Origin of the sequence: Thalassotalea eurytherma (genome assembly GCF_030161415.1) — a bacterium.
Classification (GTDB): Bacteria; Pseudomonadota; Gammaproteobacteria; order Enterobacterales; family Alteromonadaceae; genus Thalassotalea_G; species Thalassotalea_G eurytherma.
Genome location: NZ_BSSU01000009.1, coordinates 93,788 through 118,335, shown reverse-complemented (window position 1 = coordinate 118,335; position 24,548 = coordinate 93,788). Strand labels below are relative to the sequence as shown.

Here is a 24,548-nt window from a genome sequence, read left to right as displayed (position 1 = left end):
TAGGTCAGTCGCGTTAAGCACTGGCCTTTTTTATTGTAGGATGACATCGGCTAACCAAATATTTGACGTTGAATTTTCAATTTGATCTACCACTAAAAGGTGTTCGTTGCGGGAAACTGAAAAGTGGTTAGCTACGACGCCAGATAAATCATATAAATCTATTATCGCAAGCGAGGCGAGTGCTATTTTTTCAATGCTTCTATTTTTTTGGACGTATAAATTTTCATTACGGATCTGCCATTTATCCCATAAATTTAGTGGGAAAGTAGCATCCACTTTTTGTTCTACGTTGCGCTCTAAATCGAGCATGTATAATCCATCAATATGATACTTTGTAAAATAAAGGTGGTTATTATTATCATCATATTGGCTTGAGTAACCGCCATTAACGGTCAGCTGAAAAGGGGCTTGCTGATTGCTCGTTCCTTGCCAAAGTTGCCAGCTTCCTGCCTGTTTTGAGCTAAAAATAAAGTCTGTTTTATTTAAGAACGTCACATGATGAATGGTATTAAATTGTGTATACAGCTGTTGCCAATGTTTCTGGCTTAGCGCTTTGACAAATAACTTTCCATTGATACTTGCAAGAATTTTACTGTCATCAGGCGACCAAACAAAGTTGCTATAAAACTTTATGGGCTCAGGTAGACCAATATCAAAAACTAAGCCTTGATTATTTTTGATATAGAGTGATTCATGTTGACTGTTTTTAGCGAGAAATAAAATACTTGATGTTGTATTGGCGAATACCGGTTTGTAGTTCATCGCTTTAGAATGTGTTACCGCATGATGCGCAGCAAGCTGTTGTTCATTTATTTCGTATTGATGAATATTGACTTGATACTGATCTTCAACAAAGGCTACAGTGTTTTGTCTATTTGTGGTCGTCAATTGTGATACGTCGGTATTATTGTCAATAAGTGATTTTTCTTGAACACTTAAATCGAACATTATTAAGCCTGTATCTTCTGAAACGATAATTTGCTGATTGCTTAGCCAAGACATGCCAGAAGGAGACTGAAAGCGTTGATAACTCGTTTGTGTTTGTTGTTGAGGGTTAACAATTTTAAGTAATGAGCTGCCATCGACTAAATGTTCCATGACCGCCAGTTCACCGCTTTGCTGATTATAATTGAATAGATAGTCACCATAACTAACCTTGCTACTTGAAGACTCGGTAATGCGTGTATTTTTTCCGTCACTCAATGATAGAGCGAAAATACCATAAGGTTGCTCAGCGTGTTCTCGATATTTATAAAATAAGGTGTGCGTATCATTAGCGTATTCAAGCTTTGTCATTGCCTGTTTAGCGCAAGGTCTGATGATTGAAGGCGGCTCACCGATAAGAGAAATGTTCACTATTTCACAATCACGATCTTGAAGGTTATTAAAGCGCGTTGCGATTATTTGATTGTTTGCGAACACAGCATCCATATAAAAGTATGTGTCATTGGTTAATACTTTTGCTGGTGTATTATCGGTATAGCCTAAGAAAACCTGTGCGTTATTTTTCTCGGGTGATTTGTGCAAAAAAACAAAGGAAGATGATGCCAGAGAAAATTTTGGCGAAAAAGACGTACCTGAAAGAGATATCAACGGTTCACTTTGTTTTGCAAACACATAGCCTTGTTCCGGTTGTAAGTAATTTTGCCATGGTAGTACAAACGCTCCCCCTACAATTAGCACCATTACTACCATAGCCTTAGCGAATAATTTACGTTTTGCTTTAGGTCTAGTTTGGTAGGTAGGAATAGTGGTTTGAGTTGGCTTTTTTGGGGATGGGGTTGTAATTGGCTCATTCATGTTCAAACCAACACTTGCTTTTTCAAAGGGGTGTTGCATAAGTTGGTACCGCTGATAACCAATACTTACCAATAATGAAGGGTTACTCGGATCTTCTTCTAATAAGTAGTGTAGCTTTGCCATATCGGCAATGAGTGAGGGCGGTGCCTTTTTTTCATGATAAAATCGTTTACTGAGATTTTTTAATTCTATGGGCTGCTGTGGGTGTTCACAGAAAAACACTAATAAATTAAAAACCTGTGGCTCTATAGAAATGAGATGGTCAGCTTTAGTCACCAATCGATTAATGGTATCAACTTCAAACCCTGCCAATTGATATCTCATATTTTGCTTCCCTGTCTTTTTGCGTTATGTGTAATTATTATCAGGAATTACCGCTATCCATTTTATTACGCAATTGTCATATTTCTTTTTTATAATAATAAATTAGATAGAGCAAGTAGTTTAACTTGCTTTATTAGTGAAAAAGCGTAGAATACGCGAGCTTTTCTATCACCTTAGTGATAGGAATGTCTGGATATTCGTTTTAACATTTAAATTAATAGAGGGCGATATGGTTACCATTCGTTTAGCTCGTGGTGGCGCTAAAAAGCGTCCATTCTATCAGGTAGTTGTTGCAGACAGCCGTAACTCTCGCGATGGTCGTTTCATCGAGAAAGTAGGTTTCTTCAACCCATCAGCACAAGGTCAATCTGAGAAATTACGCTTAGACATCGACCGCATCAACCACTGGGTTGGTCAAGGCGCTGGTTTATCTGATCGTGTGGCTAAGTTAGTTAAAGACGCACAAGCTGCTGCTTAATAACTTGCACTTTAGGAGTTTTTAGTTGTGAATGATGTAGAAAACTTAATCACGTTAGGTAAAGTAGGCTCAGTTTACGGAATCAAAGGTTGGTTGAAAATTCACTCGTTTACCGAAAACCCTGCAGATATATTTGACTATTCACCTTGGTCATTAAAATTAGGTGGAAAATTACAATCAGTGACTGTTACCGATTGGCGTAAGCATAATAATGGTTTAATCGCTAAATTTTCTGGTGTTGATGACAGGGACATGGCTCAAAGCTTTGTTAGTTCTGAAATTTCCATTAAAGAAAGCGTATTGCCTGAATTGCCGGAAGGCGAATTCTATTGGCGTGACCTTATTGGCATGAGTGTTGTTACAGAGCAAGGTTATAGCCTAGGTGAAGTGACAGACTTAATGGAAACTGGCGCTAACGATGTACTGGTTGTAAAAGCAAACCGTAATGACGGCTTTGGAAAGAAAGAGCGTTTAATTCCGTATCTTTTTGAACAAGTAGTTAAAACGGTAGATGCGAAAAACAAACAAATTACAGTTGACTGGGACCCGGGTTTTTAATTGGTGACTACATATAAACTACAGGTAGGGGTGATAAGCCTTTTTCCTGAAATGTTTAATGCAATCACACAATTTGGGGTGACTGGCCGAGCGATACGTAACGAAATCATAGAGTTTCAAACTTGGAACCCTAGAGATTTCACCCATGATAAGCATCGCACTGTTGACGACCGACCTTATGGCGGTGGTCCAGGAATGCTGATGATGGTGCAACCGTTACGAGACGCCATACTTGCTGCGAAAGCGGCATTAGGCGACGATGCGAAGGTTATTTATTTGTCACCACAAGGGCGAAAGCTTAGTCAAAGTGGAGTTCGTGAGTTATCCCAATCGAGCAAGTTGATATTTATCGCTGGCCGATATGAGGGAATAGACGAACGGATCATTCAATCGCTAGTCGATGAAGAATGGTCTGTTGGTGATTATGTGTTAAGTGGTGGGGAACTGCCGGCGATGACACTAATTGATGCAATAGCACGTTTTGTTCCTGGGGTATTAGGACATGAACAATCAGCTCAGCAGGATTCATTTTCTGATGGCTTATTAGATTGTCCACACTATACAAGACCTGAAGTACTCGATGGTGAATCGGTACCAAAAGTTTTATTAAGTGGTAATCATGAACATATTCGACTTTGGCGTTTAGAGCAATCGTTAGAAAGAACGTGGACCAGAAGACCTGAACTTTTAACTGACCTAGCTCTGACGGCTGAGCAAAAGGCGATACTTGATCATATTAAGTTAGCCAAAGCAGACCGTGAATCCTAGGAAAGAAGGTAAATATGAGTAACATTATTAAAGCTCTTGAAGCAGAGCAAATGAAAAAAGATGTACCAGCATTCGCACCAAGTGACACTGTTGTTGTACAAGTAAAAGTTAAAGAAGGTGATAAAGAACGTCTTCAAGCATTTGAAGGTGTTGTTATTGCTGTTAAAAACCGCGGCTTACATTCAGCTTTCACAGTTCGTAAAATTTCGAGCGGTGTTGGCGTTGAACGTGTATTCCAGACACATAGCCCAGTAGTTGACTCAATCACAGTCAAGCGTCGCGGTGACGTTCGTCAAGCTAAACTATACTACTTACGTGAGCTTTCTGGTAAAGCTGCTCGTATCAAAGAGAAGTTGACGAAGAAGTAATAATAATTGCTTATACCCTTTTAAAAAGCCTGACAATTTGTCAGGCTTTTTTGTAGGTATCTAAATAATCATATTATGGATTACAAAATAGCTTATCCATAGCTTCTTTGTTTTCAGGCTTAGTATTTGTTAATTCTCGTAAATTTAAGTTTTCAAGAAACATAAAAAAATCATCAATAGTGCTTTTTTGAATCAAAATATCGATATCAGCATCGAGTAATCGCTCTTCTTCAAAGCAAACATTTTCAATACTAATACCAAATGAGCCGGTACCTTTTCTGCCATTGTCTTTATAGTCTTTAGCTTGCATAAGAGACTTTTTCATCGTGTTAGCATCTTCAGCAGTTAGATTAAACAGGGTGATTTGCTCATGTGGCTCTAGGCCGTTAGCCAGTGCTCCTGAAATTGCACGTGTTTGTGTGACGCTAGGCAGAAGCTTTTCTTGGATATAGAGAGTTTCATCATCCGAAATAAAAGATAAATTGATAACCACATTGCCTTGTTCAATTTTAAGCGCCTTATCCGTTCTTACGGCGATTGAAAGTTGCGCCGGCTTTAAGGCAAAAAGGTCGAATGTTACCATCTCATATATGCCTTTAAAGGTCATGTTTGCACAAGCTGAGAGTAAGCAAATTGATAGTAGCAGTGTGATCAGTCTATTCATTATTTTCAGTCCTTTGTTTTATTGGTTATGGCTATGAGTGATGGCGAAGAAAAAAGTTCAAGAGGGTTACTTATATTTCACGCTTATAAGGCATAGAAAAATTATCAGTGCATTAACAAATTATTTCGATACACTAGAGTGAAAATTAGGCACTAACATAATAATTAAGCCAGAGAGAATTATCATGAAGGATCTGTTACCTCGTTACCCTGTCCATCAGCAAGCAGTGGCAACTACACACCTAAACAACGCTCAGTATAACGCGCTATACCAACAATCAATCGAAGATCCCGACACCTTTTGGGCAACGCAAGCTGAACAATTTATTGATTGGTATGAGCCATGGCAAGAAGTCTCAAATATTGATTTTAAAACAGCAGACGTCAGTTGGTTTAAAGGTGCGAAACTAAACGCAAGTTACAACTGTATTGATCGTCATTTGCCGACAAAGGCCAATGACATCGCAATGATTTTTGAAGGTGATGAACCGACAGATGATTTGTCGGTGACCTATCAAGAGCTTCATGATCATGTGTGTCGTTTTGCTAACCTATTAAAAGATCGTGGTGTTAAAAAAGGCGATCGTGTATGTATTTACATGCCGATGATTCCTGAAGTGGGTTATGCAATGCTTGCTTGTGCGAGAATTGGCGCTATTCATTCTATCGTGTTTGGTGGATTTTCTACTGAGTCGATTAAAGCTCGTGTGTTGGATGCCGACTGCCAAGTTGTTATTACTGCAGATGAAGGCGTTCGCGGTGGTAAAATCATTCCACTAAAGGCGAACGTTGACGAAGCCATTAAAGATTGTCCGAATGTTCATACTGTTGTCATGGTTGAACGTACAGGTAACGAAGTTGAGTGGTTTGAAGGTGTTGATGTAGCCTATACCGACGTCATTTTAAATTACCCTGCTAGCTGTGAGCCTGAGGTGATGGATGCCGAGGACCCGTTATTTATTCTCTATACCTCGGGTTCTACAGGAAAACCTAAAGGGGTATTGCACACGACGGGTGGTTATTTATTGTATGCGGCAATGACACATAAATATGTTTTTGATTACCAAGACGGTGAAGTATTTTGGTGTACCGCCGATGCTGGCTGGATTACAGGTCACTCTTACATTTTCTATGGGCCACTTGCAAATGGCGCAACTACGTTAGTATTTGAAGGTGTACCAACGTATCCGGATGCGAGTAGATTTTGGCAAGTGTGTGAAAAGCATGGCGTAAATGTTTTTTATACGGCACCAACGGCAATACGGGCATTGATGAGCTTAGGTGATGAGCTTGTTCAAAACTACGATAGGAGTGCCATTAGGTTATTAGGATCTGTAGGAGAGCCAATTAACCCTGAAGCATGGCACTGGTATTATGAAATTGTTGGTGAAAGTCGTTGTCCTATAGTTGATACATGGTGGCAAACGGAAACAGGTGGTATTTTGATTACATCAATGCCGGGTTCAGCCGATATGAAACCAGGTAGCGCTGGCCTACCATTTTTTGGCGTAAAACCTGCCTTACTTAATCGAGAGGGTGAAGAGTTAACAGGGAAGGCTAAGGGAGCGCTAGCACTTACCGGTAGCTGGCCGGGGCAAATGAGAAGTGTGTATGGTGATCATCAACGCTTTTTTGATACCTATTTTAGCCAATATTCGGGTTACTACTTTACTGGCGACGGCGCTAAGCGCGATGAAGACGGTTACTATTGTATTACCGGCCGCATAGATGATGTTTTGAATGTCTCTGGTCATCGACTAGGCACCGCTGAGATTGAAAGTGCTTTGGTATTGCATCCTGCTGTAGCTGAAGCTGCTGTGGTTGGTTACCCGCATGAAATTAAAGGGCAAGGCGTATACTGCTTTATTACCTTGATGAACAACGCACATGAATCTGATGAATTGATTGATGAGCTTAAAGGATTTGTTGCCGCTGAATTAGGTAAATTTGCCAAGCCTGACTATTTGCAATACGCACCTGGGCTACCTAAAACTCGTTCAGGAAAAATTATGCGTAGAATATTGAGAAAAATTGCAGAGAATGAGCTCTCTAACCTTGGTGACACAAGTACTTTAGCTGATCCTAGCGTTGTTGAACATTTGATTGATAACAGAATTATCCACGAATAGAGCATGCTCGGTTTGAATATAAAAGGCACCTTCGCGTGCCTTTTTTAATAAAAAATACTGTAAATTATTATTTACGAAAGGTGTACTCTGATTTTTACGGCGTTATATTGTTGTTTTTATGGCGGCTATTGACAAAGCTTTATTAAAGTGAAAATAAAGCTTGACCTTGTTGAGCAAAAGCTTTAAAAATGTACCCACAAAGGCGACTTGTCGCATACCCATTGCGGCGCATTTTTTTAAGCACATAGAGATACATCATAGGTCCACAACTACATGCTTACTTTTTCATATCGATATTATCGCCTCTATTCTTTTTTTAAGTAAGTTCTCACGCTTACGCCCCCTTTTTCTATAATACAAATTAACAAGTCATTGGAATAACACTATGTCGACACCTATTAAGAGTCGTTTAAACGATATTCACGTTAACGCGGAAGAAGTATTAATTACACCTAAAGCGCTTCGCGACGAATTACCACTTTCTGAGCAAGGCCGTGTATTTGTGCAGCAAGCTCGTGAAACCATCGCCAATATTATTCATAAAAAAGATCATCGATTACTGGTGATTTCAGGCCCATGTTCGATTCATGACCCAAAAGCAGCTAAAGAATATGCTCATCAATTAAAGGCACTTCACGAAGAATATAAAGACAGCTTATACATTGTTATGCGTGTGTATTTTGAAAAGCCAAGAACAACCGTTGGTTGGAAAGGTCTTATTAATGATCCGCATATGGACGGGTCTTTTGATGTGAGTGCTGGGTTATATCAGGCGCGTGAATTATTAATTTACTTAACAGAGCTTGGCATTCCTTTGGCAACTGAAGCACTTGACCCTATTAGTCCACAATACCTTGCTGAACTATTTAGTTGGTCTGCAATTGGCGCGCGAACTACTGAATCACAAACCCATCGAGAGATGGCGAGTGGTTTATCAATGCCGATTGGTTTCAAAAATGGTACCAATGGCAGTCTAGGTGTTGCTATCAATGCATTACAATCAGCTGCGTCATCACATCGTTTCATGGGAATAAATCGTCAAGGACAAGTTGCATTGATTAAAACATCAGGTAACCCTGATGGCCATGTCATCTTGCGAGGAGGGACACAACCAAATTATGATTCGGTAAACGTCTCTATTTGTGAGCAAGAGCTTGAAAAACATAGTTTATCACCTAGCTTAGTGATAGATTGCAGTCATAGTAATTCCAGTAAGGATTACCGTCGTCAGCCCCTTGTAGCAGATAATGTTTTCAACCAAATTGTTGATGGTAATAAATCAATTATTGGTATTATGCTAGAAAGTCATTTACAGGCGGGAAATCAAAGTGCCGACTTGCCTAAAAATGAGTTAGCCTATGGCGTTTCGGTAACAGATGCCTGTATCGATTTTGAAACAACAAAGAGCTTAATAGCGTCAGCAGATGACAAGTTACGCCAAGTGCTGCGTGATAGGTTAGCTAATTAAAGAGAGCTATATGAAGGAATTTGAGCAACAGTTGCTAAATTTGCGTGGTGAAATTGACGATTTAGATCGTCAATTAGTTGATTTACTTGCAAAACGTAGAGATGTCACAACCAAAGTCGGTAAATTAAAAAGTGAAGTTGGTAAGCCTATTTTTGATAGTGAGCGAGAAGCGCAATTAATCGATAAAAGGCGCTCTCAAGCTCAGTTAGCTGGCGTAAATGCTGATCTTATTGAAGATATCTTGCGTCGAATTATGCGGGATTCATATCAAAGCCAAGATGAAAGTGGCTATATGTCAGTGCACCAATCTCAGAAAAAAGTTGTTGTTATTGGTGGGGCAGGGCAGCTTGGCTCGATATTCGTTGATTTGTTTGAGCGAACTGATTACTTAGTCGACATTATTGAACAAGAGCACTGGCCTAAAGCTGAACAAATGTTAGCTGACGCTGATTTAGTGATTGTATCTGTGCCAATTCGTATAACGCCCTTCATTATTCAGCAATTAAATAACTTACCACCACATTGTATTTTAGCTGATGTGACATCGGTAAAAGAGTCGCCTCTTTATGAAATGATGAAAGTCCATAACGGACCTGTTGTTGGTTTGCATCCTATGTTTGGACCTGACGTTACGGGTCTTGTGAAGCAAACAATCATCATGTGCGAAGGTCGTGGGCCTGAGCAGTATCAATGGCTACTCGATCAGTTAGAGATATGGGGAGCAAAAATTTATCCCGTTAGTGCGCAAGAACATGATCATGCGATGTCGATGGTGCAAGTGATGCGACATTTTTCAACGATTGCTTATGGTTACCATTTAATGACTGAAGGGGCTAATTTACAGCAACTTGTTGATATGAGCTCACCCATATATCGACTAGAAATTATTATGGTCGGACGATTATTTGCTCAAGATCCAGTACTTTATACAGACATTATTTTTGCTAACAATGAAAATATCAGTATGATGAAACGATTCGCATATCGTTTCCTCGAATTATTAGAAGACGTGGAAATGGGGGATAAGGAAGACTTTATCACTATGTTCAATCAGGTATCTAATTGGTTTGGTGAGTACGCTGATATCTTTTTATCAGAAAGTAAGTCTATGTTGTTAAAAGCCAATGAACTTAAGAAACACTAACATGTATAAACACTTTTTATCGTCATCACTTGCTTTATTATTGAGTATTTTTGCTAGCTTTACTTATGCTGGCTCAGGTCACGACCATGATTTTCCAGTTGGTGTTATAACAAAGCAGCAAGTATTGGAAAATGCTGGTTTTGCCATTAGTTACAATGGCTTTGAACTAAATGAACGCGATCTAGAGCTAAGCCAATATTGGGGTAAAAACGTTCGTGTGGAAGTGTATTTTGGGATGTGGTGTCACGACAGTGAACGCGAAGTGCCAAGACTTATCAAGGTGTTGGATAATCAGCCTGACGTTAAATTATCTTTATTTGCTTTGGATATAAAGAAGCAAGATCCTGAAGGAATAGCAAAGGCTAAAGGTGTAAAATATACACCGACCATCATCGTTTATATGGATAACCAAGAAGTGGGTCGTATTATTGAACGGCCTGATGTGTCGCTGACAGAAGACATTCAGCAAATGTTAGCGAAATAAAAAAACCGAAGCTTATTGCTTCGGTTTTTGTTTGTTTTCTTATTCGTTTTTAGAACTGATAAGACAGACCTACCGAAAAGGAAGTATCGAGCCAGAGCGCTTCGGAAAACTCAGCGCTACAAACATCGTTTTGACAAAAAATAGCTGAGTCTTCATCAACAAGGCTAAAATTTCCACGAAGTTCTGTGACAAAAGCCAGTTTATCTGAAAATTGGTGGCGAGTGCCAACGGCTACACCAGCAGAAGGAAATATATCATCGTCGTATTGCGCATCGAATTGAGCAAAGCCAATACCTAATGAAACCGTTGTGATGTAGTGTTCTTGATGGAAGAACGCGATGCCATTGAAGTGACCGTATGTAATATCTAAGTCTTGGGTTAGGTTATCGCCGTAATCAAATTGGTGACTAACACGGCTTAATAAGACTTGGCCTTGACCATTTGGACTGTCGTACCAAGCAACACTAAAACCAAGGCTAGGGCCATTATCAACCGATAGATCACCACCAGTAGCATCAATAAGCTCGCTGCTCATGCTGTAACCAATCCACGGTGTTATCTCAAAGCCTTTTTCCGCAGTTGCAGCACTGCAGGCGCCACTTATTAATGCCAGTGCAAGCATACAACCTTTTAATTTCATTGTTATTATATTCCCTTTCATTCCTTAACCTTAGGTTACTACGCTGGTATTACAATTCAAGTTTTTAGTTTGCTTTAGCAAAAGACAAAACAAAGGTCGCGATGTCTACTAGCAGCATTTTTGCTGATTTACCCTTACTGTTTAACGGCTTAGCAGTAGCGTTTTCTTGTGCTAAACCATGAAAGGTAATGGCTAGTTCTTCAACGATCAAACCAGGCTTTACACTATCTTCGGTTAACCCTTTTTGGTAATTGCCTAGGTTAAGCTGAACTTGACTTTGTAACTTAGGATCATTGGTTACTTCAACACCTTGTAATACTAAATGCGTGATTTTGATCGGCGGCTTTTTGTAGCTTTTCCTGTCGATTGCATAAGTGACTTTTTCAACGTAAAAAAGTTGTTCGCCATTTTGTGCCTTTGCTGACAATGACAAAATAGTGCCACTGTATGATTGGCTGTCTACATGACCAATGTCTACATGAGTACCCGTTGCTAAACTTAACTCATTTTGTAGTTCAGCATGTAAATATTGGTTGAAGGAACTTGGTGCCAATAACCATAGTGAAGCACCTAACATAATGAGTATAGCAACCGCTATTGGAAACAACTTATTCATATATTTAACAATCCTTTTGATGATTGATTCTATTATAACGATTCTTTTGCGTTTAATAAGGCGAAATTTGAGATAAGTTGTATCGAGCAATTAGGCGGATTTGCGCTATATTATGGGGGTTCTCCTTCACGTAATTGATAGTCTATGTCTAAATCTATATCAAACCGGTTACCCTTAATTATTTTGGCGCTAATGCTTATTAGCGTTGTTGTTTATTTACAATGGCCTCAAGAGGTTAAAGAGCAAAAACGTGGCGCTCGAACCGTATCAGTTAAAATAGCGTTAGCCGAAACGAATGATTTTAAAGATACGGTTGAATCTTTAGGTAGTGCTGTTGCTAACGAGCAGGTATTTATTACGTCTAAGAGTTCTGATTTTGTCGAGCAAATCTCATTTGAAGATGGTCAATTAGTTAAGAAAGGCCAAGTGCTAGTGCGTTTAAATAGCCAAGAAGAAAATGCCAAGGTCAAAGAATTAGAAGCTAATTTAGCCGAATCAGTTGCTCAACTTCATCGCTTGCAAGGTTTGTTTAAAAAGAACGCGACATCTGAGTCGGTGGTTGAAGAGCAAGAAGCAAAAACCAAAGCGATTGGTGCGCAATTAATGAGTGCAAAAACGAAACTTTACGACTTAACTATTCGTGCACCTTTTGATGGTGTTTTAGGGTTTCGTGAAATTAGTGTTGGTGCTTATGTGAGTGCTGGCGACGTGATTACAAGTTTAGATGACCTGAGCCAAGTAAAGGTTGACTTTAATATTCCTGAGCGCTTTTTTACCACAGTCAAACCTGGTCAAAAAGTTGAAGCGATTAATGCCGCGTATGACGAAGTGTTTATTGGTGAAATTAGTTCAATCGACTCACGTATTGACCCAGCAACAAGAATGGTTAAGGTACGCTCGATAGTGCCAAACGAAGAGCAAAAGTTGCGAGCTGGCATGTTACTGAACATTGTTGTTGAACGAAATGTTGAGCAGGTATTGATGGTACCAGAGAGCGCAATTATTCCAATTGAGAACGACCATTTCGTTTTTACTGTTGAAGAGGGGAAGGCGAAAAAAACACAAGTAACCATTGGCAGAAGGCAGCCGGGTATTGTTGAAATAATCAGTGGCTTAGCACAAGGCCAAGGTGTTGTGATTGAAGGTGCACTTAAATTACGTGATGGCAGTGCCATTCAAGTCTTGGAGTAATTTACGTGATTCTTTCTGATTTATCGGTAAAACGTCCCGTATTTGCCACCGTAATTAATCTACTACTGATTACGTTTGGTATCGTCGCTTTTTTCTTTTTACCATTGCGTGAATATCCGGATATTAACCCACCAGTTGTTAGCATAAATACTGCCTACCCAGGTGCATCAGCAGCTATTGTTGAAACCAAAATTACCCAAGTACTTGAAGACCGTATTAGTGGTGTCGAAGGGGTTAAAAACATTACCTCAACCTCGCGCGTTGGTCGTTCAAATATCACGATTGAATTTGAACTAGACAGAGATATTGATTCAGCAACAAATGATGTGCGCGATCGTATTTCTAGAGCACTACGTCAATTACCAGAACAAGCTGATCCGCCGCAGGTGTTTAAAGCCAATGATGATGAAAATGTTATCGTTTGGTTTGTCTTGCAATCTGACTCACTATCAACCCTTGAGCTAACTGATTACGCCAATCGATATATTGTCGATCGGTTCTCAGTAGTAGATGGTGTCGCACAAGTGCGCGTAGGTGGTGGTAGAACATACGCCATGAAAATATTCTTAGATAGAACCCGCATGGCAGCACGTGGTGTTACCGTTGACGATATTGAAGGCACATTACGTTCTGAAAATATTGAATTACCAGCAGGTGAAATTGAATCGATTGATCGTGACTTTTCTATTCGCGTAGAAAGAAGCTTTCTAACCGAGCAAGACTTTGCCAATCTTGTTATTGCCCGTTCTGCAGATAATACGTTAGTGCGTTTGTCTGATGTTTCTCGTGTCGAAGTCAGTGCTGAAGACGATGAAAATATGTTTAAGGGCAACGGTAAAAACATGGTTGGCTTAGGTATTATTAAGCAATCAAAAGCCAATACCCTTGAAGTTGTTAAAGCCGCTCGAAGTGAAATGGAAAAAATTCGAGATGGTTTACCGCTAGGTACGACGATTTTAAATAGCTACGACTCATCAGTTTTCATTCAAGGGTCTATTGATGAAGTCTACAATACGCTCATTGTCGCGATGTTGATGGTTGTTTTAGTGATATTCCTGTTTCTTGGTAACATTCGGGCGACTTTTATTCCTGCTGTAACGGTTCCCGTTGCCTTAATTGGCTCTCTTATTGTGTTATCAGGGCTTAATTTTTCTATTAACTTGTTAACGCTATTAGCACTTGTATTAGCTATCGGATTAGTTGTTGATGATGCTATTGTAGTACTTGAGAACATCTATCGTCGTATTGAAAATGGTCAAACACCATTAGTTGCAGCATACCAAGGTGGCAGAGAAGTAGCCTTTGCTGTTATTGCTACAACGCTAGTGCTGGTTGCTGTGTTCGTGCCACTTGTTTTCTTATCAGGCAATATAGGTCGCTTATTTACCGAATTTGCGTTAGCTATCGCCGCTGCTGTTGTTTTCTCTAGTTTAACTGCCTTATCTCTAACACCAATGATGTGTTCAAAGTTGTTAAGAAAGAAAGAGCGCTCATCGTCATTTGGGCAGTTACTTGACCGCGGTTTTAGTAAGTTAGAAGATAAATACGTGCAAAGCTTAAGTTATACGATTAAGCAGCCACTTATGTTGATACTCGTTGTCGGCTTAGCACTGTTTTCTGCGTTTTCACTTGTGAATAAATTACCTTCTGAATATACGCCGAAGGAAGATCGCGGCAATATGTTTGTCATCATGCAAGGTGCTGAAGGCGCAAGTTACGAAAATAATGTGAAAAACATGAACACGATTGAAGGCATGTTACTTGAGTATTTAGAACGTGGTGATTTAGATCGTGTTATTACACGTGTGCCGGGCTTTGGTGGGACAGGCGGTATTGCCATTATTGGTTTGCCGGAATGGCGCGAGCGAAATATGTCAACGTTTGAGTTCTCAGCACGCTTTAATAAAGAGTTATCTTCAGTGACGGATGTTCGAGCATTTGCCATTATGCGTCGTGGAATTGGCGGTGGTGGTAACAGTCAACCTGTCGAATTTGTTTTACAGGGCAATACCTATGCTGAATTAGCCAAGTGGCGCGATATCGTTGTTGCCAAAGCGCAAGAAAACCCTAACTTACTTAGCGTGAATAGTGATTACAAAGAAACTTTCCCACAGCTTCTTGTGCAAATTGATCAAAACAGAGCTTATGACTTAGGTGTTCCTGTAGGTGATATTGCGAAAACGTTAGAAACAATGCTTGGTCAACGTCGCGTGACAACTTATGTAGAACGTGGTGAAGAATATGATGTTATTTTGGAAGGCTTTAAAGAAGATTATAAAAGTCCTAAAGACATCGATAATATTTACGTGCGCTCAAGAAAAAGTGGTGAGTTGATTCCATTGGCGAATTTATTAACCATACAAGAAAATGCTACATCGTCGCGTTTAAATCGATACAACAGGCTTCGTAGTGTAACTATTACTGCCAATTTAGCGCCAGGCTATGCCTTAGGCGATGCTTTGACATACTTGAATGAAGTTGTTGATGAAAACCTACCGAGTGATGCCCAGGTTGATTACAAAGGTCAATCACTGCTTTTACAAGAGTCAGGTAACTCAATTGTTTTTGTCTTCTTGTTAGCGTTGTTGATTACTTATTTGGTGTTATCAGCCCAATTTGAAAGCTTTATACATCCGTTTGTTATTCTACTTACGGTGCCATTAGCGTTAGTTGGTGCTTTGATGGGGCTTGAATTAATGGGAATGAGTTTAAATATTTATTCTCAGATAGGGATCGTCATGCTCATCGGCTTAGCTGCCAAAAATGGTATTTTAATTGTTGAGTTTGCCAATCAATTACGTGACCAAGGTATCGCGTTCGAGCAAGCACTTATTCAAGCAGCACAGCAACGTTTAAGACCTATTGTTATGACAACCTTTACCACAGTTACCAGTGCTATCCCGCTAGTTCTTGCGTCAGGGCCAGGTGCGGAATCACGCATGGTGATTGGTGTGGTAATTTTTGCTGGCGTATCAGTAGCAAGTATTTTTACCTTATTTGTTGTGCCAGGCGCATATTATTGGTTATGCCGTAACACGAGCTCACCTGAGGCTATTGCTAAGCAAATTGCGGAAGAAGAAAAACTCTCGTAAAAGCGGTTGTTTGTTTTAATAATCCTCGCATTTGCGGGGATTTTTTTTAATTTTTAATCTTATTGAAAATGTGAACCGCTTGACGCATTTGAGAGATAAATGTATAAAAAATAGTCTCATACAAAAAATAATAATAAAAGGAGAGTATCGTGCTCAACGTAAATAAGAAATTGTGGTCGTTCATCATAGGCCTACTCATGACGGTCGCCTTTGTTTGGCTAGTCTCTGTAGCTAATAGCATGCCAGTGCCATCATTCTTAGCTAGCACACCGGCTACACTAACCGCTTATTACAGTGAACTAGTCACGATTTTACTGTCGATCGCTTTTACCTTCATGACCATCGTTTTAATGCGCCAACTATTTGATTTATGCCCAAGTGATCATCCGTTTTGGTTGTTTTTGCCTGTTTGCGTGTTTGTTTTAGGTTTGTTTGTTGCAAACCATGTTCTGCTGTTCACTTTGTTGTATGCGGCAGTACCGGCGATACTACTATTAAGTGTTCGTTATTGGACACAGCGTTTTAAACAGCGAAAAATATTTAGTTAGTTCTTGGTTTAACATGAAAAAGGCCTGCTATTTAGCAGGCCTTTTTTCTGAACGTAAATCCTACTAAACAGCAGTACTTGGCACACTCGTTGGGTTGATGTGCTCAATTGGGTAACAACCTAACACTTTAATAAAGTTAGTTAAGTTAGTTAGTTCACTGACAACTTCCTGCATCGCGAACGATTTAATATTGGCTTCTAAATCAATATAAAACATTTCCTCCCATGGACGGCCTTGAATTGGACGTGACTCTAGTTTGCACATGTTAATGCCTTTATTCTTTAGTACTAACAAGCACTCGACAAGTGCGCCAGGCTTTTGACCTGTGGCGAGAATTAACGTGGTTTTTGCTGGAATTTGTTCTGCAACATCTACCGACTTGCGGGCGACAAGAATGAAGCGACTGTGATTTTCATCTTGATTGGCTATCGATTTCTCTAAGGCATGTAGCTGATAAAGGTGGCCACCTTCTTCACTACCAATTACTGCCACACTTGGATCTTTCAACTCACATACTTTTGCCATGGCATCAGCCGTGCTATCACAATATTCAATACGGATATCTTTTTGTTTGTTTAAAAAGTTACTACATTGGGTGAATGGTTGACCGTGGGCGTAAATTGTTTTGATGTTTTCAAGCTCAGTATTTACGGCAGTCAGTAAACAGTGTTCAATTGGCTGAGTGATTTCACCAACAATCGCTAGATTAGTATGCTGTAACAAGTCATATACTTCGTTGATACTGCCAGATGACGTGTTTTCTATTGGTAAAATACCATAGTCAACATGACCACCTTCTACCATTTGCATTATTTCATCAAACGTTTGGCAACCAGACTCAATCATATATTCTGCGCGACGAGAAAAATAACGATGGCTTGCTAAATAACTGTATGAGCCTTTATCACCAAGGAACGCGACACTGACGGCGGGTAATTGAATGTTAGGGTTGGCTAAGGTTTGTAAATAAGCTTGTTGATTGAGCACCGAATCTTCAATAATCGTTTGGAATATACTGGTTACATAATGGGCATCTAATCCCAGTTCCTTACCTTGTTTTATCAAACGAATGAGCAGCTCTTGCTCACGTTTTTGATCGCGAACGGGGCGTACTTCATGTGCTTTACTTTTGGCTACATTGAGAGTGAGGGCGCGGCGCTTAGCAAAGAGAGTTAATAGCTCTTGGTCTAATGCTGTTATTTCTTTGCGAATTTCATCTAAATCTAATGTTTGTGCCACCGTTATTTCCTCGTTGCTTGTCATCGGTATTCGGGCAAAAAAAAACCTCCACTTGGAGGTTCTTATCGTTATTTTCTTTTGACGATAGTCAGCCTCCCACTAAGGTTGGATAAAAAAGAAAATAAAGAGGTTTTTGCGTAAAGTTTTCATGTTATTACCATATAGCTAGAGTAATCACTCTGTCAACAGTTTCCTTATAACGGATTGTGCTTTTTATATGGCATAAAAAACACAACCCTCTTCGAGCTTAGTAGCTTAATAACACCAAGGAGTATTTAGTTTCGCCGGGTAAAAATGGCGATGGCTTACCATCTTCCCAATCTTTATGCCCTAAACCATAATATGGAGACCATGGGTGACCTGCTTGGCTTGTTGGCATATGGAAGATCCCACTTTCTTCATGGCCTGGAGAAACAACCATGCGTTCTGAAGCTCCGAAAGCCTTTCCTTGAACACGAGGCATGTAACTATCGCCAGCTAAAGGTGTTTTAGGCATATCCAACCATTGACCAATAAATGGTACAGCCTTGCTTAATGGGTGTTGAATATTAGCCGTGTTTTGTTGACCCCAAGTAGCGCTCGCTAAGGGTTGAACTTTGGTCATTTCTGCTAGCGTGTTATTCAATGCCAAAGCAAATAATGCCTGCCATGAATCTTCTGGACGTAGCATAAAATTATCTGGCTGTTTTGAAACAAGCTCCCATAATGGCGTTTCAAGCTGATGACGAATGCTATGTAAACTAAAATCTTTTTCAACCTGTTGAATTGAAGAAACTAAATCTGAGAACAGTAAATCTCTAAGTTCATATCTGAAATTCCGAACAAGGCGGTATGCAACAGAATCGATGCTTGCCGTTAGGTTTTTATCTTCATTTAATATATTTTGGGCTTCTTGCCATACTGAATTTTTAGCAAGTTCGTCACCAATAAGCACGTCAGATAATAAAAATTGATGCCAACGTTTCAAGAAGACAGCGCGATCATCAAGTGCAACATCAAGCAATGCTTGCTCATCAAAGCTGTCTTTTGCCATTAAATCATCTCTAATTTGCTGACTTCTTGCACCTAGGGCATAACCGCCGTTACCCACATTTTTGTAAAGCTCGCCACCAACAACACGAGAGTTGCCTGTCCATAACCTATGATGAGATGGGTTTTTAACGCGAGGATATTCGTCACCTGTTAGGTAACCACTCCAACCGCGCTCACCTGTTGACCAGTCTGTCGATAGTTCACCAATATTGCCAAACTTTTGAGGGATAGGGCCCATAATTGTCCAGCCAATGTTACCTTTGCTATCACCTACCATTAGGTTTTGGGCTGGGATACCTGTAATTGCGGCTACTTCAAAGGCATCATCAACCGTTTTAGCTGTTTCAAGTTGCATTTGATTAAGGTTCACTGCACGTAAATCGTGGGCTACCCAACGATAAACGATTGGCGTATTGGTATGGTTTTTACCAATAACAGGTCCCCAGATAGTTTCTTGAACCATGATCTCTTCAGAGGGTTTGTCTTTAATGGCGATAACCTGAGGCACATAGGTAAAACTGCGCCATCCGTCAGGTGTTAAATACTGATTGCCAGATTCATTTAATGTTAATTCAATGATGTCGCTCCAATCACCATAACTATTGGTGTAGCCCCACGCGATATTGCCGTTACTGCCGGTAATAATATTTGGCGCGCCAGGTAAGGTAGTGCCAGTAACTTTAATGCTTTCACCTTGGTGTTTAAATTGGATTGAGGCTCTAAACCAAGTATTTGGTACTCGAATACCCAAGTGCATATCATTAGCTACGATAGCTGCGCTTGTTGAGCTAATGTCACCGCCAACTGCCCAGTTGTTTGAACCCGGTAGGAAGTCTAAGGTTGTCGAAGTCGGACTATTTGTTTTAGTTTTATGTAGTGCTGACGCAGACGGCCAAGGCGTTGTTGGCATGGTACCCGATGGAAATACCGTATCGTCAATTGCTGCATCCCAAATAGAACCTTTAGGATTTAAAAAGCTAAAGGCTTCTTCGCCTAGCGTGTCTTTTAACGCTGATAAGGTTCTTTCTCGCTTACCGTCAGACGATTGAAGGTCAAGATACATACTAAAAACTGCAAGGATAGTATCTTCTTCTTGCCACTCAACGGGATCAAGTTGCAACAATAAGTATTCAAACGGTTTTGCATGTAAATATTTTAGCCCTTGGTTTACACCTTTTGTATAGGCTTTCAATAGCGCGACTTGTGTTTTCGGTAGGCTTTTTAGAATCATACGCGCTCGATCTCTAAAACGGTGTAAACGAATTCGTTTATCGTAATCTAACGCAAGTTCACCAAATAAGCTTGATAGCTCACCGGCAGAATTTTTACGTAGCAGGTCCATCTGGAAAAAACGTTCTTGAGCGTGAACATAACCTAATGCAACAGCTGCATCTTTCCTGTTTTCTGAAAATATTGTGACAATGCCTTTCTCATCACGATCTACTTGGACGGCTTTTTCTAAACCGAGGAGTGTGCGTTTACCTTCTATTTGAGGGAGAGAGCCATCTATTTGGCTGTATATCCAAGCACCACCGCTAATTAGTACAAAGATAAGAATAAAAATTACCGAAAGAATTATTTTACGAAGTTTGCTCATAACCAAAGCCATTATTATTTTTGTATATTAAGAGTATTAAAATTAGCTGATAAAAAACAGTAATATGTTAATAAAAACTCGAAATATCGTCGAAATGATCGTCAATCAGCTAAAATGTCGTTTAACCACACAATATTAAAAGGTTGAAATTACTTGGCTTTGTAATTTGTTATAAAAATGTTTAGTTTTACAAAGTTGTTAATGTAATAATATCTTCGTAGTTAGGCTTTTTCTTAATAGAGCTTTTTGCTATTTAGGTTTCCTTTCGTTGTTTTCTCTTATTTCACGGACGTAACTTCTTCTTTATTTTTAAAAAAATAAAGAAGCGTATTTTTTGAGAGTTATAAAGGTCTGTTTTTCCGTTTATTGGGTTTTGTTAGATGAATGATAGTGGACGTTACATCAAGATTGATGATTGGTATTTTGAAGTAAAAATGGTGAAGGCCATTCGTGTAGATGAGTTTGGTCAACCGTATTCAGCAGTTGCCAACTGCAATATTAATGGCGATCAAATGTATGTTGATGGCTTAATGACAAAAGAAGATGAAGGCTTTACTAAAGAAGATGTAAATGCTTTTGTTAAGTTTTGTCAGAAGCTTGGCATTGATAGTGTAACTGATCATCGAATGAAAGAAGGCAATGCTGTGTTAAAAGAAGCGAAAGAGTTGAGATTAGATGAGCAAATAAAAATAGAGATTAAAAAGCCTGTTAGCGCTTAATGGGCCACAGCTAATATTTCAATCAGTATTTCCCTCGTCTTTTTGTTTACTTATTATATGAACCAATAAAAAAAGCCATGTTAGTAACATGGCTTTTTACGCGTTAGCTCACTAAGAATTACGCTTCTTCAGCTTCTTCTTGAGGTGCTGCTTTAGATAAAAACATTTCACGTAAACGTGTATCAATTTCAGTAGCAATAGCTGAATTTTCTTTTAAGAAATCAACGGCTTTTGCCTTACCTTGACCAATCTTGTCGCCTTGGTAGCTATACCAAGCGCCGGCTTTTTCAATCATCTTGTTTTGTACACCAAGATCAATAAGCTCACCATAGCTGTTAATACCTTCACCATAAAGGATTTGGAACTCAACTTGTTTAAACGGTGGTGCAATTTTGTTTTTAACCACTTTAACACGCGTTTCGTTACCAACAATTTCATCGCCTGCTTTAACTGCGCCAATACGACGAATATCTAAGCGAACTGAAGCGTAGAATTTAAGTGCGTTACCACCCGTTGTCGTTTCTGGGTTACCAAACATAACACCAATTTTCATACGAATTTGGTTGATGAAAATCATCATGGTGTTTGATTGTTTTAGGTTAGCTGTTAGTTTACGCATTGCTTGTGAAAGCATACGAGCCTGTAGACCCATGTGCGAATCACCCATTTCACCTTCAATTTCTGCTTTAGGTGTTAAGGCGGCAACCGAGTCAACTACGATAACATCGATAGCACCAGAGCGTGTTAACATGTCACAAATTTCTAAGGCTTGCTCACCGGTATCTGGTTGAGAAACTAATAGCTCGTTGATATTTACACCAAGCTTTTCTGCATAGATTGGGTCAAGTGCATGCTCTGCATCAACGAATGCACAAGTTTTTCCGTTCTTTTGTGCTTCAGCAATTACTTCTAATGTAAGCGTTGTTTTACCACTTGATTCAGGGCCATAGATTTCAACAACACGTCCCATCGGTAAACCACCTGCACCTAAGGCGATATCTAAACCTAATGAACCTGTAGAGATTGTTTCAACATCCATACTGCGGTTCTCACCAAGTTTCATAATTGAGCCTTTACCGAATTGACGTTCGATTTGGCTTAATGCTGCAGATAACGCTTTTTCTTTGTTTTGGTCCATGATCTAATGGCTCCGTTTGGTATTCAATATTTGTAAAATTGAAATCAGTATACTGTATGTTTCAACAGTATCAATACCTTTCATTTAAAAAACCTAAATAAAACTTTTAACATATTGTTTTTATTGTTAATTAAGTTTTTTATGCGGTCATTGATTCTTGGTTAGTTAAGCTTGGTGATAATTTGTCCACAGTAAAAAACACAGGATTTAGTGATTTTCGAGAGACTTATTTTTATTGCTTATGGCATAATAAATTCAAGTAAATTTTAATGATAATAATAGCATTTCACTATGACAAAAAGCCCTGCTGATTTTTCTTCTCACACACCAATGATGCGTTAGTGTAAATCCCTTGTTTTTTGAGGGTTTTCATGGCTTGTTATAGAAAAGCGACAAGAAAACTACACTGGTTTTGGTTTTGTATTATTAAGTGCATTCCTAACGTATACGGTCCAATACAAGCGATAGGAAAAAGAAATAAAAAGAATAGATCAAAGTTTTCTTTGATGGATGCAAGAAAGTCTTTTAATAGGCGCATTTTTAATAATCAACAAAGAACCTATCCGGGGACATTCTCAAAACCTCACTACAAGCCTTTTCCAGCGTTGAAATTCGACTTCTTTTATCAGCTATAGCCATATTAACCGGTAAGTTTTTAATAAACTGACTTTTAACCTCTACGGTTATAGCATACAAACTCGCACAGATAGCACGTTCTTCTCTGGAATAAATTGGTTTTCTCATTAGCTTTTACCCTTAGTTATCTTTGGAGGATAAGGCGCAACACTGTCAATAACGTCAAAAGTTATAAACTCAACTCCTGCATCTTGAACGATAGAACCTGATAAGAACTTATCTTTCAATGCCTGCCAGCCACATTCTGGCTCGTAACCCTCAGACATTCGTTTTACCCTGTAATTATTGAAAGCCTGTTCATCTGTTTCGCCAGCAGATGACTTTAAAATAATATGTATTGGTGACGGTTTAGCTGTCTTTTGCTCTAACCCAGCAAGCCTATTGATTAAGCTTTTGTTTGGCATAGCTCCCCCTTTTTATAACCTAACGAAACATCTTTAACTGCTTGCCGACAATAAGTGACATAGTAGTCAATAATCTCTGTATCTTTTAATTCATCAGGTAACCAAGCTTCAAAAGCTTTAAGTTCATTTTCTGTTAACGGGCGTTGAAGATCAGCGACCTGTTCAAGTTCAGCAATTCTATGTATTAAGCTTCTCATTTCACAGTCCTCTCAATGGCCTCAATACGCTGTTCTAGCTCGTAAACTTCTTTTATCTTGGCTTTGATTAGGTCAGCATCTAACGAGTCACAGGGTGTTATAGGTTTTAAAACGGGAAAGCTGCGCTTTAAAACTGCCTCGACAGCCCACTGCTCACCTTTGTTTAGTGCATCAGTTAGCTGAATGATTGCTTTTTTTGACAGGTTGTCAGGTATTAGGCTCCGTTTGTTCTTGGAGCCTTTTGGTCTACCTCTATTTTCCGGTTGGTTTTGGCTTGTGAAGGTCATTTCTGTTAAATCCTTGTTTGTTTAACATGAACTAGGTTGTTTTATTGCACATCAAGCTCTGATTGCTTCACAAGTTCTTCAAGGTCGTAATTAGGTAAAGATTCATTTAAATCAAACAGGATATTTAGATCGCTTTGAATCTCTTGTTTAAATTCTGCCATTAACTTTTCAACACCTTTGATCTGTCGTTCGTCATGAGCCAAATCATCAGATATTTTCACCAGTTCAGGCCAGTGCGCTGCATTAGCGGCATTAAGTAAATTTGTCTTACTTTTATCATCAATCTTTAAAAACGATGACGGCATTAAAGCTACAACTTGAGCATACATCGGATCAGACTTAACAAGACTTAACTGATCTTGCGTATCTCTAACCTCTTGAGCAAGTAACACCTTTACTGCGGAATCTTCAGCAAACGCGTGAGCTTTGTCGATTTCTTTTAAAAGCAAACTTTTATTAAGCTCTAGCTGAGATTGCATAGCATCAATTTCTCTTTGAATGCTTACCTTTTGCTTTTGGTAAATCTTATGAGCAGAAGAAGCTTTATCAGAGCCACCTAAACGGTAATCGTTTTTTAACTTGCCTATCGCTGTGCCTGTCGCTTGCATAAGCTGGCTAATATTTTTAGATGGCTGTTGGTTAGAGCCTGAGCCAAATTTAGAGTTTGTATAAAGAGAACCTAATCCGTAATTAAGTAAGCTTGCCATAAATAGACCTTAGTAATTGAATGATTTATGAACATTGTAAAGAAATGTTTACATTTATAACAGTCTTTTTTTGCTGTTATTAGTTAATTTTTTGGTATCTAGTGTAGTTTTTAATGGTTAAAGCTATGAGGGCTGCTTTTTAGGTCCTTAAAATAATATAAATACACTATTCAGGTATAGGTGTGTTGCTTTAAGGTTTGTAAGTAAGAAAATACGATTTTTAACTATCCCAACTGTACCATTTAGCTACAAGTCAGATATACAAGGGGGGATAGCCGGTATAGTGTGATAAAAGGCTACTATACCATCTACTCCAACTGT

At 39.2% G+C, this 24,548-nt stretch carries 22 protein-coding genes and 1 pseudogene; 12 read left to right on the top strand and 11 right to left on the bottom strand.

From position 1 onward, the window contains the following. Positions 1-30: 30 nt before the first annotated feature. Positions 31-2,124: a hypothetical protein gene (locus tag QQK02_RS10000; protein WP_284207870.1), complete on the bottom strand. Its 2,094-nt coding sequence runs from the start codon at positions 2,122-2,124 to the stop codon at positions 31-33. 229 nt (positions 2,125-2,353) lie between these two features. Between QQK02_RS10000 and rpsP the strand changes: the two genes are divergently transcribed. From rpsP to rplS, 4 genes are read left to right on the top strand one after another with little or no spacing between them, the layout of a single operon-like run. Beyond that, positions 2,354-2,602 carry a 30S ribosomal protein S16 gene (gene rpsP, locus QQK02_RS09995; protein WP_284207869.1) on the top strand — a complete coding sequence of 83 codons (249 nt, stop codon included), beginning with the start codon at positions 2,354-2,356 and terminating at the stop codon, positions 2,600-2,602. Positions 2,603-2,629: 27 nt separating this feature from the next. Then, the gene (rimM, locus tag QQK02_RS09990; protein ID WP_284207868.1) at positions 2,630-3,160 is read left to right on the top strand and encodes a ribosome maturation factor RimM; all 531 of its coding nucleotides are present in this window, start codon (positions 2,630-2,632) and stop codon (positions 3,158-3,160) included. 3 nt (positions 3,161-3,163) lie between these two features. Beyond that, the gene (trmD, locus tag QQK02_RS09985) at positions 3,164-3,928 is read left to right on the top strand and encodes a tRNA (guanosine(37)-N1)-methyltransferase TrmD (protein ID WP_284207867.1); all 765 of its coding nucleotides are present in this window, start codon (positions 3,164-3,166) and stop codon (positions 3,926-3,928) included. A 14-nt stretch (positions 3,929-3,942) separates the two neighbouring features. Then, the gene (gene rplS, locus QQK02_RS09980; RefSeq protein ID WP_284207865.1) at positions 3,943-4,296 is read left to right on the top strand and encodes a 50S ribosomal protein L19; all 354 of its coding nucleotides are present in this window, start codon (positions 3,943-3,945) and stop codon (positions 4,294-4,296) included. Between the two features lie 73 nt (positions 4,297-4,369). On the opposite strand, the gene QQK02_RS09975 is transcribed toward rplS, so the two are convergent. Beyond that, positions 4,370-4,960 carry a hypothetical protein gene (locus QQK02_RS09975; RefSeq protein WP_284207864.1) on the bottom strand — a complete coding sequence of 197 codons (591 nt, stop codon included), beginning with the start codon at positions 4,958-4,960 and terminating at the stop codon, positions 4,370-4,372. A 184-nt stretch (positions 4,961-5,144) separates the two neighbouring features. Between QQK02_RS09975 and acs the strand changes: the two genes are divergently transcribed. The 4 genes from acs to QQK02_RS09955 all read left to right on the top strand — a co-directional run bounded on the left by acs (position 5,145) and on the right by QQK02_RS09955 (position 10,184). Continuing rightward, on the top strand, positions 5,145-7,088 hold the full coding sequence (gene acs / locus QQK02_RS09970) for an acetate--CoA ligase (protein ID WP_284207863.1): 1,944 nt from the start codon (positions 5,145-5,147) through the stop codon (positions 7,086-7,088). A 385-nt stretch (positions 7,089-7,473) separates the two neighbouring features. Continuing rightward, positions 7,474-8,556 carry a 3-deoxy-7-phosphoheptulonate synthase gene (locus QQK02_RS09965; protein ID WP_284207862.1) on the top strand — a complete coding sequence of 361 codons (1,083 nt, stop codon included), beginning with the start codon at positions 7,474-7,476 and terminating at the stop codon, positions 8,554-8,556. A 10-nt stretch (positions 8,557-8,566) separates the two neighbouring features. Next, positions 8,567-9,700, top strand: a complete 1,134-nt coding sequence (gene tyrA / locus QQK02_RS09960) for a bifunctional chorismate mutase/prephenate dehydrogenase (protein WP_284207861.1) — start codon at positions 8,567-8,569, stop codon at positions 9,698-9,700. Between the two features lies 1 nt (position 9,701). Next, the gene (locus QQK02_RS09955) at positions 9,702-10,184 is read left to right on the top strand and encodes a thioredoxin family protein (RefSeq protein ID WP_284207860.1); all 483 of its coding nucleotides are present in this window, start codon (positions 9,702-9,704) and stop codon (positions 10,182-10,184) included. Positions 10,185-10,233: 49 nt separating this feature from the next. On the opposite strand, the gene QQK02_RS09950 is transcribed toward QQK02_RS09955, so the two are convergent. Then, positions 10,234-10,824, bottom strand: coding sequence for a hypothetical protein (locus QQK02_RS09950; RefSeq protein WP_284207859.1), 591 nt, complete (start codon positions 10,822-10,824; stop codon positions 10,234-10,236). 64 nt (positions 10,825-10,888) lie between these two features. Continuing rightward, complete coding sequence (locus QQK02_RS09945; RefSeq protein ID WP_284207858.1) at positions 10,889-11,440, bottom strand: hypothetical protein; 552 nt, start codon at positions 11,438-11,440, stop codon at positions 10,889-10,891. A 144-nt stretch (positions 11,441-11,584) separates the two neighbouring features. Here QQK02_RS09945 and QQK02_RS09940 point away from each other — a divergent pair, with 144 nt between their 5' ends. From QQK02_RS09940 to QQK02_RS09930, 3 genes are all read left to right on the top strand, one after another. After that, complete coding sequence (locus QQK02_RS09940) at positions 11,585-12,631, top strand: efflux RND transporter periplasmic adaptor subunit (protein WP_284207857.1); 1,047 nt, start codon at positions 11,585-11,587, stop codon at positions 12,629-12,631. A 5-nt stretch (positions 12,632-12,636) separates the two neighbouring features. Further along, positions 12,637-15,723: an efflux RND transporter permease subunit gene (locus QQK02_RS09935; protein ID WP_284207856.1), complete on the top strand. Its 3,087-nt coding sequence runs from the start codon at positions 12,637-12,639 to the stop codon at positions 15,721-15,723. A 149-nt stretch (positions 15,724-15,872) separates the two neighbouring features. Beyond that, the gene (locus QQK02_RS09930) at positions 15,873-16,271 is read left to right on the top strand and encodes a hypothetical protein (protein ID WP_284207855.1); all 399 of its coding nucleotides are present in this window, start codon (positions 15,873-15,875) and stop codon (positions 16,269-16,271) included. Positions 16,272-16,343: 72 nt separating this feature from the next. Here the strand turns inward: QQK02_RS09930 and pheA are convergent. Next, a pseudogene (gene pheA, locus QQK02_RS09925) lies at positions 16,344-17,534 on the bottom strand (prephenate dehydratase); the annotation flags it as partial. Positions 17,535-17,757: 223 nt separating this feature from the next. After that, positions 17,758-20,139: a penicillin acylase family protein gene (locus tag QQK02_RS09920; RefSeq protein WP_284207854.1), complete on the bottom strand. Its 2,382-nt coding sequence runs from the start codon at positions 20,137-20,139 to the stop codon at positions 17,758-17,760. A 380-nt stretch (positions 20,140-20,519) separates the two neighbouring features. On the opposite strand from QQK02_RS09920, the gene QQK02_RS09915 reads away from it, so the two are divergent. Then, positions 20,520-20,858, top strand: a complete 339-nt coding sequence (locus QQK02_RS09915; RefSeq protein WP_284207853.1) for a hypothetical protein — start codon at positions 20,520-20,522, stop codon at positions 20,856-20,858. Positions 20,859-20,976: 118 nt separating this feature from the next. Here QQK02_RS09915 and recA read toward each other — a convergent pair whose 3' ends face one another. The 5 genes from recA to QQK02_RS09890 form a co-directional block, all read right to left on the bottom strand. Then, a complete protein-coding gene (recA, locus tag QQK02_RS09910) occupies positions 20,977-21,996 on the bottom strand; it encodes a recombinase RecA (RefSeq protein WP_284207852.1) in 1,020 nt (339 codons plus the stop codon). A gap of 540 nt (positions 21,997-22,536) precedes the next feature. Further along, a complete protein-coding gene (locus QQK02_RS09905) occupies positions 22,537-22,740 on the bottom strand; it encodes a hypothetical protein (RefSeq protein ID WP_284207851.1) in 204 nt (67 codons plus the stop codon). Then, entirely contained in the window at positions 22,740-23,036 is a 297-nt protein-coding gene (locus QQK02_RS09900) for a hypothetical protein (protein WP_284207850.1), read from the bottom strand. Before QQK02_RS09900 ends, QQK02_RS09905 begins: the two co-directional genes overlap by 1 nt. Further along, the gene (locus QQK02_RS09895; protein ID WP_284207849.1) at positions 23,018-23,233 is read right to left on the bottom strand and encodes a hypothetical protein; all 216 of its coding nucleotides are present in this window, start codon (positions 23,231-23,233) and stop codon (positions 23,018-23,020) included. Before QQK02_RS09895 ends, QQK02_RS09900 begins: the two co-directional genes overlap by 19 nt. Before the next feature lie 328 nt (positions 23,234-23,561). Beyond that, positions 23,562-24,227 carry a hypothetical protein gene (locus QQK02_RS09890; protein WP_284207848.1) on the bottom strand — a complete coding sequence of 222 codons (666 nt, stop codon included), beginning with the start codon at positions 24,225-24,227 and terminating at the stop codon, positions 23,562-23,564. Positions 24,228-24,548: the final 321 nt, after the last annotated feature.